Genomic DNA, 14,786 nt, shown 5'->3' on the forward strand with positions numbered 1-14,786 from the left:
GGTAGACGGGTTTAACGGCACTGGCGGCGCGGGCCGTAATTTGGCTGATAGGTATTGTCGTAGGCGCGGTACGACCGATAGCGGGCGTAGCAATATTCGGCGTGCGAGCTGTAGCCGGTGGAACGGTAGGCGCGCGGCTGAGAGGCGATGATGCCGCCGATCAGGGCGCCGGCCGCCAGGCCGCCGATGATGGCGCCTGTATTGTCATGATGGTAGCGGTGACCATAGCGCCGGCCGTAGCGGTCGCCGCGATGGTAGTCTCGGTCCCGATAATAGCTGCGGTCGCGGTAGTGGTGGCGTTTGCGGTACCAGTCGTCATTGTTACCAAACTGGCCAGGGCAGTTGGTGAAGTTGTTGCAGCCGACGGTCATGATACGGGCATCTGCACTTTGAGGCGCCGGTTGCGCCGATTGCGCCGGGCTCGGCACGAAGGCCGGGCCTGCCGAGGCCGGCATTCCGGAGAAAGCCGTCGCTATCGACAGGGCAATGATGGCGAATCTGTTCATTTCACTCACCTTGGGTAACGGATGTATCGAGGGGATAACGCAGGGAAAGGCTATAGGTTTCATTTTGGGATGGGAGGCGCGATCTATGTGCGCATCTGCTAACGCAACGGGGCGAAATGGGGCTCGGCCAATGGCGGTCGGCGTCGTGGGTCCCGACCTGCCGGACACCGGAAATAATGATGAATTTGAGCGTATAACGGGTCGCGTGTTATCAGGTTCGCTTCCCGCCGGCCAGCAATCGAAGCTGGTTCTCGTCATGCACGCCTTGCCGGTAAAGCTCGATGATAAGGGCGCCGAGATGGGTGGCTTCCTGGCCTGATCGGTCGATCTGGAGCTCGCCACACAGCGCTTCATGGACCCGCCTACACACATCGAGGTCTTCGGATGCGAGCGGTTCGTCACGCGTGCTGAACAGCTTGTCTGACATCGCAATCTACCCTCTTTCGATGCCGTGAATCGCCAACGGTGAAAAAAAGATAATTTCGCGATCCTTGCTCTGCAAGATGGGCGAACGTCCGATATTCAAAACAATTCGGGGAGCGCCAACTCGGAAGGATATTGGCGACGCAACGCGGGACGGGATGATAGCGACGAGCGTTTCGGCCTGACAGGCAGCGTGGAAATCTACTTGGTTGCGGGATCCTTGCCGCTCTGCTTCGACAGGCGCAGTTCTTTCAGCCGCTTGGTTTTCTCCCGGCGGGCTCGCTGCTCAGCCTCGATGGTTTCCTTGGCGGCTCGCTCGGTGTTTTCGAAACGATCCTGCCGGTAAGCCTTTGATGAGGGTTCACGTTCTCTTGTCATGGCCGCTAAACGCAAATCGGCGAAAACGGTTTCATGAGAAAATGCGTAACCGGCTATCAATCGATCGGTCTGCGGCGACAGCGCCCGTTTGTGATGCCGGGTGCCGGGCGCCTGATCGACGCCCGGCGGATTGATCGGTCAGCCCTTGATAAAGGCGAGGATGTCGGGATTGATGATGTCGGCATGGGTGGTGCACATGCCATGCGGAAATTTTTCGTAGACCTTCAGCGTGGCGTTCTGCAGCAGCTTGGAGGAGAGCAAAGCGGAGTCGGCGATCGGTACGATCTGATCATCGTCGCCGTGCATGACGAAGGTCGGCACGGTGATGATCTTCAGGTCTTCCGTGAAGTCGGTTTCCGAGAAGGCCTTGATGCCGTCGTAGTGCGCTTTGGCGCCGCCGATCATGCCCTGGCGCCACCAATTGTTGATAACCGGTTCCGACACCTTCGCGCCCGGCCGGTTGAAGCTGTAGAATGGGCCGGCCGGCAGGTCACGGTAGAACTGCGCTCGATTGGCGGCGAGCTGCCTGCGCAGGTCATCGAAGACCTCGATCGGCAGACCGCCCGGGTTGGCAGCCGTTTTCACCATGATCGGCGGCACGGCGCCGATAATGACGAGCTTGGCGACGCGGCCCTGCGGCTGGCCATGGCGGGCGACGTAATGGGTCGCTTCGCCACCACCGGTGGAGTGGCCGACATGGACGGTGTTTCTGAGATCGAGATGCTCGACGACAGCTGCGGCATCGGCGGCGTAATGATCCATATCGTGACCATCGCCGACCTGGGTCGAGCGGCCGTGGCCGCGCCGGTCATGGGCGACGACGCGGTAGCCCTTCTCGAGAAAGAACAGCATCTGGGCGTCCCAGTCGTCGGAGCACAGCGGCCAGCCGTGATGGAACATGATCGGCTGGGCGGCCTTCGGCCCCCAATCCTTGTAGAAGATCTCGACGCCGTCCTTGGTGGTGACTTTGCTCATGTCATAGCTTCCTTGGTTGGTTCGGTTGATGCAGTCGGAAATTTGCGCCGTTGCCGGCAGAATTGGCAAGACGACGAGCGCTGCCGCGCCGAGGCTTGGGCAAGAGTGTTGAGCCGAAGGCAACGCCGGCTCGATGTTGTTATTGAATGCCTGTTTCTATTCTATTGATATGACCGCAGTTTGTATGGTCCGATGCATTGTCGCCGTAACAGGCTGGTCATAGCGTATCGAGGGTAGCGGATTGCACGGGCGAACATCTGCAGTGAGCCAGTTTTTTGCCGTTCGTTCAAGATATCTGTCCGGGTAGTTCGATCTAGCTGTCCGCCTAGTTATGCTCGCGTGCAGCCGCAATTGCCGGAGCTACCCTCGCTCACTTGAACCGCGTTCGAGGCCCAACCATCTAATCCTCAACAACAGTATGATGGCGATCCGTTGCAACCAAGGCCGCTTGGGCCGCGGACGACGGCTACTCCCGCCTGAGGATCAAATCATGGGTTACATGGACAAGGCGATAGCGCCTCAAAATGACGGGGTGCTGATCGATGCCTATTCGCAATCGATCGCAGCAGCTGTCGATATGGTCGGGCCGGCCGTCAGCCGGATTGAGAGGGTCGGTGGCCGGCAAGGGCATGGTTCGGGCTTCGCCGTCTCGCCAGACGGCCTGATCATTACCAACAGCCATGTCGTCGACGACGCCAAAGCCGTTCGCATTACCACGCCTGACGGCTTCGTTACGGAGGGCCGGGTGTTGGGGCGCGATGTCGATACCGATATCGCCCTCATTCGCGCCAACACAAGCACCGGCGCCTGGGCGAGGCTCGGGGATTCCCAACGCCTGCGCCGAGGCCATATCGCCATCGCAATCGGAAACCCGCTCGGTTTCGAATGGACTGTCACCGCCGGCATCGTCTCGGCGCTCGGCCGGTCGATGCGGGCGGCCAGCGGCCGCCTGATGGAGGATGTCATCCAGACAGATGCGGCGCTCAATCCCGGCAACTCAGGTGGACCGCTGGTGTCTTCCAGCGGAGAGGTTATCGGCGTCAACACCGCCGTCATCCAGGGCGCGCAGAGCATCGCCTTCGCCGTGGCGTCGAATACCGCCAATTTCGTCGTTTCGGAAATTCTCCGCTACGGCCAGGTCAGGCGCGCCTTTATCGGCATCGCGGGCGATACGATCGTCCTGCCGCGCCGGGTGGCACTGGCGGCGGGGACAGTGCAGACGACGTCCGTTCGCATCCGACGCGTCGAGCCGGAAGGACCGGCCGCAAAGGGTGGGCTGCAGGACGGCGATTACATCCTCGCCATCGACGGCAGTCCGGTCGGCGGCGTCGACGATATCGTCAGGCTGATGGATGGCAGCAGGATAGGCAGGGAGACGGAGATTTTGGTGTTCTCGGTGGCGGGTCGGATCGAGAAGAAGACCTTGCTGCCGATGGCGCGGACGTCCTGACAAAGACGTGACGTCCCGTCAGGCGCTGACCGCCTCCTGCTCCGTTCCCGAAAAATCCACGGCCGCAAAAGCTGCGGCCAACACTTCCGGTCCGGCACCGCTTTTGGCCGCGTCGGTTGACAGGATCTGGCGGTAGCGCCTGGCGCCGGGCAGGCCGGTGAACAGGCCGACCATGTGGCGGGCCACGTGCTGCAGCCGGCCGCCGCTGGCGATATGGCGTTCGGCATAAACCATCATCCGGTCGCGCAGGTCTTCCCAGTCCGGCTCTCCCGCGGGAGTGCCGAAGAAGCGCTGGTCGACTTCGGCAAGGATCGCCGCATTCTGATAAGCGGCGCGGCCCAGCATGACGCCGTCGACATGGGCGAGATGGGTTGCGGCTTCATCAAGCGTGCGGATGCCACCGTTGATGCCGATGAAGACATCGGGCCAGCGCTGTTTCATCCGGTAGACGATCTCGTAGTCAAGCGGTGGGATCTCGCGGTTTTCCTTGGGGCTCAGGCCCTTCAGCCAGGCCTTGCGGGCATGGATCCAGATCGCGTCGGCGCCGGCATCGAGAACGCGGGTGATCAACTGCGGCAGGGCCTGTTCCGGTTCCTGCTCGTCGACGCCGATGCGGCATTTCACCGTCACCGGCGCGGTCGCGACCCTCTTCATCGCCGCGATGCACTCGGCCACCGTCTCCGGCGTCAGCATCAGGCAAGCGCCGAAGGTGCCCGACTGCACGCGGTCGGAGGGGCAGCCGACATTCAGGTTGATCTCGTCATAGCCGTAGGCTTCTGATATCTTCACCGCCTCGGCAAGCTTGGACGGGTCCGATCCGCCGAGCTGCAGCGCCAGCGGATGTTCCGCAGCATCATGGCCGAGCAGCCGCTCGCGCGGGCCGTGAATGATGGCATCGGCCACCACCATCTCGGTATAGAGCAGCGCCTGCCGGCTGATCTGGCGATGGAAATAACGGCAATGCCGATCCGTCCAGTCGATCATCGGGGCGACCGCGAAAATCGGGCTCTTTTGCGTCATCGACGTTCCATAATTCGTTGTTCTCTTGGTGCCGCACGGGCGCCGCACCGCCACAGGAGCGGGATCATCTCTTCAGCGCGCATATAACATCTGGCGGTGCGATCGACAAATGCCGTTCACGCCGCAAACAGAAACGGCGCCCCTTGCGGAGCGCCGTTCATGCCGCCGAAGCGGAAGTCTGACTTACGAAGCCGAGATGTTGACGGCCTTCGGGCCCTTGCCCATGCGGTCCGGCTCGGTGTCGAAGGTAACCTGCTGGCCTTCGCGCAGCGACTGGATACCGGAAGCCTGCAGCGCAGAGATATGGACGAAAACGTCCTTTGCGCCGCCGTCCGGCGTGATGAAACCAAAACCCTTGTCCTGGTTGAAGAATTTTACGGTGCCCTTGGTGGCCATTGGGATCGTCCTTTTCCCTTAGTCTGTGTAGTATCCGCGCCCCCGAGAGGAAGCGGACGGCTTTAGCTTTCGCCCCGATCGATTGGGACGAAGGGTCAGTCGGAGAAGTCACGTACGGGGAAAGAACGTCTACGTAGGCGGGTAGTCCCGCGCCGCCTTCCAAACGGAAGGGATTACCACATCAGTCCAGTCACCGGCATGCAAATGCCCGAGTAGGTGAATTGGTGCCAGCTTTTCGGGCAAAAAGCAAGCGGGATTATTTTGGCATGCCCGCATCGATGGCAGGAAATGCCGAAGATTCAGATACTTGACGGAGAGTTAGCGGTTCCTTGCAAAGGCGTCCCATAGCGGGATTCCGTGTCGAAACGGGATGAGCCCGCAGATTCGATAGCCGGGCATGGATTTTGCCGTCTGGCGCGGCCCTCGAGCCGCCCTCATCCAGAGGTGCGGAAGCCGAAGGCTGAAGCCTCAAGGATGGGGGCGGCCACTGGCGCCATTGCCTTCGCTTCCGGATGCGAGGCATACGAAATTGCATCGGAGTTTTCCACGCCCGCCCTCGTGGTTCGAGACGGCCCTTTGGGCCTCCTCACCATGAGGGCTATCCTCAGCATCTGCGGCTTGCTACCCAAGTTAGCGCAATTGTCGCTTCATCCATGGCGAGGGTGCCCAAGGCCACCCCTTATTGTGTATCACCCAGCAACGCGCTCAGGCTCCACGGATTGTCCCCTTTCTGATTGGCGATGTCGTCGACCTTCCAGCCGCCGTGTTGCCGCACCAGCGTGTAGAAGAGCGTCACCTCTTCGCCGTTTTCGAACTGCACCTCCACCTCGGCCTTGTCATCCAGCAGGATCGGCTGGCCGATCCTGACGTCGCTCGCCGTGCCATCCTGGCCCGCGATGACGGGATCGAAGTCGATCGCGCCGACATCGCCCTCGGGCGTGTTGTCGAGGTCTGCTTGAAGGAGCTCGTTCAGATGATCGGAGAAGAAGATCGAGTAAGGCGAGGGCGCCTCGGCGTCGCTGTTGTCGGTGTTGTAACTGTAGAGCGCCTTGAGCAACGCCTTCGGCGTCTTGTAGGTCTCGGCCGATGCCGGCAAGGCTGCGAGTGCTGAGACGGCAAGGGCCAGGATGAATGTGGGCAGGCGCATGCGGGCTCTCCTCGGATGACGAGAAATCATAACCGAAACGGGTATCAAGGTGGAGGTGCATTTTGGAAAAGGGCGGTCCGGAAGCGGTCGCCGCCCTCGCGGTTTCCTACGGATGTCCTGGGCACAAGGAAAGTTCGGCCGCTTGGGCAGCCAGGCGGGGAGTCCGGCCTTTTTGTCGAGATCGCCGGTGGCGCATCTCTGCGTCCACCGGCGATCGTATCGCGGTTAGATCAATGCTTCATGCGACTGGCTCGTAAACGACGGTTCGAAGACGTCCTTCACCGCGATGGTGAAATCGTGGCTGGTGACATTTCCAGCCGAGTCATAGGCTTCGGCGGTGAAGGTCAGGCTGTGGTTGCTTTCGAAGTCGATCGCGGCCTTCGTCTGGATCTTGTTGCCGACGAGCTTGAAGATGCCGTCGGCATCATCGGTCAGCCGCCACTTCACCGCGCCGCCTTCCGGGTCGACGGCCGAGAGAAGACCGACCGATGTGCCGATCGCGACGTTTTCGGAGATTGAGCTGCGCGAGAAGGAGAGCTTGATCGGCGCCTGGTTGACCGGCGCTTCGTTGACGTCGAGCACGTTGATCGTGATGTCCTTTTCGACCGTGACCTTGCCGTCGGAGACGGCGACCTTGATCGTGTGGGACTTGTCCGTCTCGTAGTCGAAGGCCTTCGAGGTGACGATGCGATTGCCATTGAGGCGGAAGTGATCGTCGGCGCCATCGATGAGCTTGTAAGTGAGGGTGTCACCATCGGCGTCCTTGGCGCTCAGCAGGCCGAGCGTCGTCCAGATCGGCGTGTTTTCCAGCAAGGAGGTTTTCGACAGCTGGATATTGGTCGGCGCGCTATTGCTGCCATCGGGCGTGAACGTGCCCTTGGCGAAATCGTAGACACCATCGGCAAAACGAGCGATTTCGATATCACGCAGCGTATCGGTACCCTCTTTGGCGCTTGTCAGGATATGATCAGCGTTGTTCATCGCGAAGGCATAATTGGCAAAATTGCCGGAGAAGACCGCCGTGTCGATGCCAGCACCGCCAAACAGTGCGTCATTGCCGGCGCCACCTTCGAATCGGTCGTTGCCATCGGTCCCGAAGAAATAGTCGTCGCCGCCGCCGGTCTTGACGTCGATACCGAAGGCGGTGCCGAAGATGTCGACGTGGCGGTTTGCCAGTTCGTCGGAGAGGTCAGCATGGGCGCTGTCTGTCAGCGTCAGCGCGAGGACATCGTTCTCGTAACCCGGCTTGTCGTATTTGACGATCTTGTCGAAGCTTTCGAACTGGGCGGCCGAGGCAAGAACCTCGGCTCCCGCCGTTTCAAGAATTTCGACGTTCTTGATCGTCAGGCCGGCAAGCCCGATGAATTCGTTGCCAGGGCCTAGCGTGGGCTTGATGACTTGCAGCGTATCCGTGCCGGTACCGCCGTCGATCACTCCGGAAATCGCGGAAGAGTGTGTCTGCAGGTTGATAGCATCATTACCATCGCCGGCGTCAATATCGAAGGTCTCTGGAGCGGTGGAAATATTATCGCCATCAGTGATCGTGTCGTCGCCTGCGCCACCCTTGATGACGTCATTTCCGACACCGCCGAAGATCTGGTCGTTGCCATCGCCGCCGGTCAACTTGTCATTGCCGGCATTGCCGTTGATCGTGTCGTTGCCGCCGCTACCGTCGAAAATGTCGTTGCCGTCGGTGCCCTCCAGTTTGTCGTTGCCCGTACCCGTCGTCACGTCGATACCAGAGACGTTGCCATATATCTGTGCCCGACGGCCAGCCAGCTCGTCGGAGAGATCGAGATGGGCGCCGTCCGTCAATCTCAGGAAGACGGCATTGGTCGTATTCGAGTTGATGATCGTATCGAAACTTTCGAATTGGGCGGCCGAACCGACACCCGCAAATCCCGCGGTGTCAAGGGTTTCGATGTTCTTGATTGTCAGGCCGGTAAGCTTGTGAGCTTGCAATTTGTCTGTGCCTGCACCGCCGTCGATAATGCCGGAAAGGGCGGTGTTGTCGTTCTCCAAGATCACGGAGTCATTGCCGTCGCCAGCATCAATGTCGAAGGCTTCGGGGTTAACGGCGATCAGTTCGCCATCGACGATCTTGTCATTGCCGGCGCCGCCCCTGATGACGTCGTTCCCGGCGCCGCCTTCGATGGTGTCGTTGCCCGTTCCTCCGGTCAACCGATCATTTCCCTCGTTGCCTTTGATAAAGTCGTCACCGGCGCCGCCATCGAGGATGTCATTCACGCTGGACCCGAAGAGTTGATCCCTCGTGCCGCCGGTCGTGACATCGATGCCGGTGGCATAATCGTTGGCGTAGATGAAGACCGCTCCGGGTCCCAGCTCTTGCGAAAGGTCGACATGGGCGCTGTCCGTCAACCGCAGGGTGATGCCAGGACCGGAGCCGGGAATGACGGTGGAACTGATAATCCTCTCGAAGCTTTCGAACTGCGCAGACGATCCGGTAACGCCGGATATTTGCGTGTCGAGGATTTCGAAGCTTTTGAGCGTCAGGCCGGTCAAATCGGTGGCTTGCAGCGTGTCGACACCGGGGCCGCCATCGACTTTGCCGGTAGCCTTGCTAGCGGAGCCATTTCCCAAAGACACCAGATCGTTACCAGCGCCCGCGTCAATATCGAAGATTTCAACAGTGCTTGAAATAAACATGCCATCGGCGATAACATCGTCACCCGCGCCACCCCTAATGACGTCGTTGCCGTAGAAGTCGAAAAGCTTGTCGTTGCCATCGCCGCCATTCAGCGTGTCATTGCCGGCTTCGCCTCTGATAAGATCGTCGCCAGCGCCACCGCTCAGCGTGTCATTGCCGTCACCGCCTAGTATCGTGTCGTTGCCTGCGCCCGTCGCGATCGTGTTGTCGCCGCTCGAGCCGGTCACGTTCGCCGATGCCGAGCCCAACTCGTCGGCGAGGTCTGCCACGGTGGAATCTGAGACGGTGAGGGCGACGGCGGCGAGAGGAGTGGCGTTAGAGTGGCGGATAACATCGTAAGCTTCGAACTCAGCGCCGGTCTTGGTGATCGTTGCGCCGTTGGTGTCCAGAATGTTCAAGGCCATATTCAAACTTTCAAAAAAGAGGTTGGCGACGCATCCCTGAATCTGGGAGCGATCATGTTGAGGCTAGGTCAGCGCTTAGTGCAGCAGGCTCGAAAACGATGGCTCGAAGACGTCCTTCACGGCGAGCGTGAAGTCGTGGCTGGTGATGTTTCCAGCCGAGTCATAGGCTTCGGCGGTGAAGGTCAGGCTGTGGTTGCTTTCGAAGTCGATCGCGGCCTTCGTCTGGATCTTGTTGCCGACGAGCTTGAAGATGCCGTCGGCATCATCGGTCAGCCGCCACTTCACCGCGCCGCCTTCCGGGTCGACGGCCGAGAGAAGACCGACCGATGTGCCGATCGCGACGTTTTCGGAGATTGAGCTGCGCGAGAAGGAGAGCTTGATCGGCGCCTGGTTGACCGGCGCTTCGTTGACGTCGAGCACGTTGATCGTGATGTCCTTTTCGACCGTGACCTTGCCGTCGGAGACGGCGACCTTGATCGTGTGGGACTTGTCCGTCTCGTAGTCGAAGGCCTTCGAGGTGACGATGCGATTGCCATTGAGGCGGAAGTGATCGTCGGCGCCATCGATGAGCTTGTAAGTGAGGGTGTCACCATCGGCGTCCTTGGCGCTCAGCAGGCCGAGCGTCGTCCAGATCGGCGTGTTTTCCAGCAAGGAGGTTTTCGACAGCTGGATATTGGTCGGAGCGTTGTTTGTGCTCGTAAAGGTTGCTGTGGCGAAGTCAAAAACGCCGTCGGCAAAAAGGGCGAATTCGACGTCTGTCAGCCTATCGTCACCGTCCTTCCAGCTCATGCTCGCTACAGTGTAGGTGTCACCATCGGATGGGATTATAAAATAGTCGGCGAAATCATCGGAGAAGACCGCCGTGTCGATGCCGGCGCCACCATTGATGACGTCGTAGCCGCCGCTGCCCTCGAAAATGTCGTTGCCGTCGGTGCCCACAAACTCGTCATCGCCGTTGCCTGCCTTGACGTCCATGCTGGAGCCGTAGCCGGTAATAAAGGCTCCGAGAAACCCCAACTCGTCGGAAAGATCGAGGTGAGCGCCGTCAGTCACTGCCAATGAGGGGCGAGAATAGCTTTCGAACGGATTGGTCGATCCGACGATGCTATCAAAACTTTCGAACTGCGCGCTCGAACCGGCAACCTGAAATCTTCCCGTTTCAAGCACTTCGATGTTCTCGATCGTCAAGCCTCTAAGATCGGGGGCTTGCAGCGTATCGAACCCGTCACCGCCATTGATTGTTCCGGAAACCAGTGGAGCGAATGGCTGCACGATGACGACATCGTTGCCGTCGCCGGCGTCGATGTCCAGGACTTCCGGCACGAGGCCGAGATCCGGAGAGAAGTTGCCGACATCGCCGTCGGTGATCGTATCGTTGCCGGCGCCGCCCCGAATGACGTCATTCCCGCCGTCGCCGAAGATCTGGTCATTGCCGGCGCCGCCATTCAGCGTGTCATTGCCAACTCCGCCGTGGAGATGATCGTTTCCAGCGCCGCCGTTCAGCACGTCTGCGCCGTCACCGCCGGAGATCGTGTCGTTGCCTGCGCCTGTCGTAATCGTATCGTCGCCGCTCGAACCCGTCACATTTGCGGAGCCCGAGCCCAGTTCGTCGGAAAGGTCTACCGTCCCGGAATCCGAGATGACCAGGCTGGCCGCGACGAGGGGATTAAGCTCAGAGTGGCGAATGACGTCGTAAGCTTCGAATTCCGCGCCGGTCTTGGTAATCGTGGCACCGTTCGTCTCCAGGATGTTCAAAGGAACATCCGGAAGGGTACTGTTGAGCGTGAAAGTCTTCGTGTCGAAATTGTAGACACCGTCGGCAAACCGTGCGAATTCGACGTCTCTCAGCGTATCCGTGCCTTCCAGTGCGCTCGTCACGACGTTGTCGAAGTTTTCTATCGAAAGGGAATAGTCGGCAAAATTACCGGCGAAAACAGCCGTGTCGGTGCCGTCGCCGCCATCGATCTGGTCGTCGCCGGCGCCGCCGGTCAGTTTGTCATCGCCGGCATTGCCATAGATGTTGTCGTTGCCGCCACTGCCGTCGAAAATGTCTGTGATGTCGGTGCCGTCAAACAGGTCGTCGCCACCGCCGGTCTTGACGTCAATACCGGATGGATTGCCCCGGATAGAAGCTCCGCGGTCTTCCAGCTCGTCGGAAAGATCGAGGTGAGCGCTGTCCGTCAACGTCAAAAGGGCGGAATTGAAGAACGGAATGATCTTATCAAAGCTTTCGAACTGCGCGCTCGAACCGGTCACCTCAGATGACGGGGCCTGAAGAACTTCGATGTTCTTGATCGTCAGGCCCACGAACGAATAGGCCTGCAGCGTATCGATCCCGGCGCCGCCATCGATTATTCCTGATTTCTGCTCGAAATTCTCCAAAACGATGGAGTCGTCGCCGTTGCCGGCGTCAATGTCCAGGAATCCCGGCTCCGAGCCACTGTCAGGCACCGGCCAAGGACTGTTGCTATCGTAGATGTAATCGTTGCCGTCACCGCCGATCAGCTTATCGTTGCTGCCGCTGCCGAAAATCGAGTCGTTGCCTGCGCCGCCACTCAGCGTGTCCATGCCGTGGCTATCCGAGATGGTGTCATCGCCTGCGCCCCCCGTGATTGTGTTGTCGTAGTAAGAGCCAAACACGTTTGCCGAGACCGAACCCAATTCATCGGCCAAATCCACCACGCCGGCATCGGAAACAACGAGAGTCACAGGCGCGGAAGGATTGGCCGCGGAGTCGCGGATGACGTCATAGGCTTCGAACTCGGCGCTGGTCTTGGTTACTGTGGCGCCATTGGTGTCCAGTATATTCACGGCCATATAAAATTTACCCCCAATAGATGCGTTGTACTTTGAAAAATGAAAAATCCGCGGAAGAACTGCTTTATTGGTTTCAGCGGAAGACAACCCCACGGGGATCTATGCCAACCATTAATGAAGTTTTCAATGAAAAATTGTGATTTTTTCCTGGTCTTTTAACGAAAAAATAAGGCTGAAATACTGAGGAATAACTTTGAATTTGCAAACCAAAGGTCGTATTTTAGTCTTTTAATTTATACCCATCCTAAGTGGACATAAGCTCGCGGTATAAGCGTGAAAAACTGTATTCGTTTGGCGCGCTTTGGCATTGCGCGTCGGCGCCTGACCGTCGGCTTCGCTATTCCGCCTGATGACGGGCTTGGCGCCTGCCGTTTGAGGGCGGCCTGTTGAGACCTCTCATGCGAGCTTGATGAGGCCCGCTTCGGTGGGGGTAAATCCGCAGGCGCGGTAGAAGCCGGTCAGGTGCGGTTCGAAATCGACATGCAGCCACGCAGCGCCGCGCTCGCGCGCAACCCTCGTCGCTTCCCTGACCAACCGCGTCGCAATTCCCTGCCGGCGCATGTCGGGATGAACTGAGGTGTCGAGAATGAAGGCATGAATGCCGCCATCCCAGGCGACGTTGACGAAGCCGACGAGTTTGTCGTCGTGATAGGCGCCGATATGGGCGAGGCTGCGGGACAGGATGCGGGGGAAATTCGGTGCTTCAGGGGTGCTCCAGGCGGCTGACCAGAGGGCGTTGAGTTCGGCGGGCGACGGGAAGGGGTCGATGCGGAGTTCGGGCATGGGTGATTTCCGATTCGTTTGTCGCGCCGCTTGCGGCCGTGTTTTTCTGCCCATTCCGCTTGTTTCGCAATGGGATGGATTGCTGGGCAGGCCTCCTCTCAGCCTCGACGTGAGGACGCCCACTTCTCATCCTTCATTTCTGTGTCCTCGTGGCCGCGAAGGGGTATTCCTCAACGGGCACAACTGAGGCTTCGTTGACGACGTCTCTGTCGAGAACATAATAAGAACATCTAATATGCCATCGACAGGAAGCACAATGTGCGGACGCATCTTCGTAAAAACGTCGCTTGAAGAATTGATCGGCAATTTCGCCTTTGCAGTGAAGGGCGGGGATATCGACGGGCTGGGAAATCGCTTTCCCCGCTGGAATGGGGCGCCGTCGCAAGATTATCCTATTATCATCAGGGATATCGTGCGCGAACCCGATACGTCGGGCCCCATATTCGCGACCGCGCGCTGGGGCCTGATGCCCTCCTGGGCGAAATCCGGCGGCAGGCCGCCGCCGGTCAATGTTCGATGCGAGACGATCAGCGGCAACGGTATGTTCCGCTCGGCATACCGATCGCGTCGCTGCCTCATTCCGATCAATGGCTTCTTCGAATGGAAGGACATTCACGGGACCGACAAAAACAAGCAGCCCTATGCCATCGCCATGACGGACGGGTCGCCTTTTGCGCTCGCCGGCATCTGGGAAACATGGACGGATGAAAAGGGCGTGTCCATCCGCAACTTCGCCGTCGTCACCTGTGAGCCGAACGAGATGATGGCGACGATCCATGACCGCATGCCCGTCATCCTGCATCGCGCCGATTACGAGAGATGGCTGTCGCCTGAACCGGACCCGAACTATCTCCTGAAACCCTTCCCGGCGGAGCTGATGACGATGTGGAAGATCGGCCGGGATGTCGGCTCTCCAAAGAACGACAGGCCGGAGATCATCGAAAAGGTCGAGGACGATGCGGAACCGACGCTGATCTAAAGCAATTCCGGCAAATGCGTGCGGCGTTTTGCGCACCTTCGGAATTGCTCTGATTTTACCGGCTCGGGCGGAGCCATTCACGAAACCATGCGGCAGAGACATCCTCACGAGGAGAGGAAACGCATGCAAGACGATATCGGAACGCTTCTCAGATCGTTCCTCAATAATGCCCTTCGCAAACAGCCTCAGCGCCGCATCCGGGATTTCGGCGGTTATGAGGTCGGCAAGCGCCGAAACCTCCATGTCATCGAACCGATCGCGCGGGCTACGGCAGATTTTCTCTGCACCTATCTCCGTATCAGGCTGCGCGGCGAACCGGCGAGCCGGGAAGGTGTTGCCTCCATCGTCGCCGCTGCTTTGAAGAATGTCTCCGATGAGTTCGCCTACAAGCTGACCTGGCACAGTGACGAGGCATGGAGCACCGTTTGCAACTCGGTCGCAGAGTTTCTGGAAGGCTGCCTGCAGATCGAGCCGAAACCCTATGACGGCTCGCTGACGGCGCAATCGGACTATAACGGCTGGAAGAGCTGGGAGATGGTCATCAGCGGCGAGACGCCGCGGGGGAGGTGGCGCCACTCCTGGAAGGAAAAGCCCGGCGACGATTTCATCGGCTTTTACGGTGATGCCTGCATGGGGCGGATCTTCAAGATCGACCTGACGGGGTCGGACGAGCGCTGGTACTGGCTGATCGCGGCGGACGGCAGCCCTCGACGCGGATGGCCGGCGGCGGGGTTCGAGGCGAGCGCAAGGAGTGCCGCCTGTCGGGTGGAGCGGATTTATTTTGCTCTGGCGGCGGGGACGGCGAGGGTCGGGTGTGGATGAGTGGGGAGGTATGCTCGC

At 59.5% G+C, this 14,786-nt stretch carries 13 protein-coding genes; 3 read left to right on the top strand and 10 right to left on the bottom strand.

The genetic code is table 11. The features are described 5' to 3' along the window. Positions 1–11: 11 nt before the first annotated feature. The 4 genes from ACS4RS_RS16105 to ACS4RS_RS16120 form a co-directional block, all read right to left on the bottom strand. On the bottom strand, positions 12–506 hold the full coding sequence (locus ACS4RS_RS16105) for a BA14K family protein (RefSeq protein ID WP_439010174.1): 495 nt from the start codon (positions 504–506) through the stop codon (positions 12–14). 211 nt (positions 507–717) lie between these two features. Then, positions 718–933, bottom strand: a complete 216-nt coding sequence (locus tag ACS4RS_RS16110; protein ID WP_439010173.1) for a hypothetical protein — start codon at positions 931–933, stop codon at positions 718–720. Between the two features lie 197 nt (positions 934–1,130). Next, positions 1,131–1,367: a hypothetical protein gene (locus ACS4RS_RS16115; protein WP_439010172.1), complete on the bottom strand. Its 237-nt coding sequence runs from the start codon at positions 1,365–1,367 to the stop codon at positions 1,131–1,133. Positions 1,368–1,445: 78 nt separating this feature from the next. After that, entirely contained in the window at positions 1,446–2,282 is an 837-nt protein-coding gene (locus tag ACS4RS_RS16120) for an alpha/beta fold hydrolase (protein WP_439010171.1), read from the bottom strand. Between the two features lie 490 nt (positions 2,283–2,772). Between ACS4RS_RS16120 and ACS4RS_RS16125 the strand changes: the two genes are divergently transcribed. After that, positions 2,773–3,732, top strand: coding sequence for a trypsin-like peptidase domain-containing protein (locus tag ACS4RS_RS16125; protein ID WP_439010170.1), 960 nt, complete (start codon positions 2,773–2,775; stop codon positions 3,730–3,732). Positions 3,733–3,750: 18 nt separating this feature from the next. On the opposite strand, the gene dusA is transcribed toward ACS4RS_RS16125, so the two are convergent. The 6 genes from dusA to ACS4RS_RS16155 form a co-directional block, all read right to left on the bottom strand. Further along, on the bottom strand, positions 3,751–4,752 hold the full coding sequence (gene dusA, locus ACS4RS_RS16130) for a tRNA dihydrouridine(20/20a) synthase DusA (RefSeq protein ID WP_439010169.1): 1,002 nt from the start codon (positions 4,750–4,752) through the stop codon (positions 3,751–3,753). Between the two features lie 183 nt (positions 4,753–4,935). After that, positions 4,936–5,148: a cold-shock protein gene (locus tag ACS4RS_RS16135; RefSeq protein ID WP_003540801.1), complete on the bottom strand. Its 213-nt coding sequence runs from the start codon at positions 5,146–5,148 to the stop codon at positions 4,936–4,938. Positions 5,149–5,827: 679 nt separating this feature from the next. Beyond that, entirely contained in the window at positions 5,828–6,295 is a 468-nt protein-coding gene (locus tag ACS4RS_RS16140) for a DUF3828 domain-containing protein (protein ID WP_439010168.1), read from the bottom strand. 225 nt (positions 6,296–6,520) lie between these two features. Next, a complete protein-coding gene (locus tag ACS4RS_RS16145; RefSeq protein WP_439010167.1) occupies positions 6,521–9,367 on the bottom strand; it encodes a metal-binding protein in 2,847 nt (948 codons plus the stop codon). Between the two features lie 75 nt (positions 9,368–9,442). Then, entirely contained in the window at positions 9,443–12,184 is a 2,742-nt protein-coding gene (locus ACS4RS_RS16150) for a metal-binding protein (RefSeq protein WP_439010166.1), read from the bottom strand. A 396-nt stretch (positions 12,185–12,580) separates the two neighbouring features. Then, positions 12,581–12,967: a GNAT family N-acetyltransferase gene (locus ACS4RS_RS16155; RefSeq protein WP_439010165.1), complete on the bottom strand. Its 387-nt coding sequence runs from the start codon at positions 12,965–12,967 to the stop codon at positions 12,581–12,583. A 256-nt stretch (positions 12,968–13,223) separates the two neighbouring features. Here ACS4RS_RS16155 and ACS4RS_RS16160 point away from each other — a divergent pair, with 256 nt between their 5' ends. Then, a complete protein-coding gene (locus ACS4RS_RS16160; protein ID WP_439010164.1) occupies positions 13,224–13,946 on the top strand; it encodes an SOS response-associated peptidase family protein in 723 nt (240 codons plus the stop codon). Positions 13,947–14,069: 123 nt separating this feature from the next. Beyond that, complete coding sequence (locus tag ACS4RS_RS16165) at positions 14,070–14,768, top strand: hypothetical protein (protein WP_439010163.1); 699 nt, start codon at positions 14,070–14,072, stop codon at positions 14,766–14,768. The last annotated feature ends 18 nt before the right edge of the window (positions 14,769–14,786 follow it).

Origin of the sequence: Rhizobium sp. F40D2, from assembly GCF_051810745.2 — a bacterium.
In the GTDB taxonomy this organism is placed as follows: domain Bacteria; phylum Pseudomonadota; class Alphaproteobacteria; order Rhizobiales; family Rhizobiaceae; genus Rhizobium.

What these genes read in the sequence shown, in the direction of transcription:
- ACS4RS_RS16105 (WP_439010174.1), bottom strand. Translation starts at nt 506, where the DNA reads ATGAACAGATTCGCCATCATTGCCCTGTCGATAGCGACGGCTTTCTCC.
- ACS4RS_RS16135 (WP_003540801.1), bottom strand. Translation starts at nt 5,148, where the DNA reads ATGGCCACCAAGGGCACCGTAAAATTCTTCAACCAGGACAAGGGTTTT.
- ACS4RS_RS16125 (WP_439010170.1), top strand. Translation starts at nt 2,773, where the DNA reads ATGGGTTACATGGACAAGGCGATAGCGCCTCAAAATGACGGGGTGCTG.
- ACS4RS_RS16165 (WP_439010163.1), top strand. Translation starts at nt 14,070, where the DNA reads ATGCAAGACGATATCGGAACGCTTCTCAGATCGTTCCTCAATAATGCC.
- ACS4RS_RS16110 (WP_439010173.1), bottom strand. Translation starts at nt 933, where the DNA reads ATGTCAGACAAGCTGTTCAGCACGCGTGACGAACCGCTCGCATCCGAA.
- dusA (WP_439010169.1), bottom strand. Translation starts at nt 4,752, where the DNA reads ATGACGCAAAAGAGCCCGATTTTCGCGGTCGCCCCGATGATCGACTGG.
- ACS4RS_RS16160 (WP_439010164.1), top strand. Translation starts at nt 13,224, where the DNA reads ATGTGCGGACGCATCTTCGTAAAAACGTCGCTTGAAGAATTGATCGGC.
- ACS4RS_RS16120 (WP_439010171.1), bottom strand. Translation starts at nt 2,282, where the DNA reads ATGAGCAAAGTCACCACCAAGGACGGCGTCGAGATCTTCTACAAGGAT.
- ACS4RS_RS16145 (WP_439010167.1), bottom strand. Translation starts at nt 9,367, where the DNA reads ATGGCCTTGAACATTCTGGACACCAACGGCGCAACGATCACCAAGACC.
- ACS4RS_RS16140 (WP_439010168.1), bottom strand. Translation starts at nt 6,295, where the DNA reads ATGCGCCTGCCCACATTCATCCTGGCCCTTGCCGTCTCAGCACTCGCA.
- ACS4RS_RS16155 (WP_439010165.1), bottom strand. Translation starts at nt 12,967, where the DNA reads ATGCCCGAACTCCGCATCGACCCCTTCCCGTCGCCCGCCGAACTCAAC.
- ACS4RS_RS16150 (WP_439010166.1), bottom strand. Translation starts at nt 12,184, where the DNA reads ATGGCCGTGAATATACTGGACACCAATGGCGCCACAGTAACCAAGACC.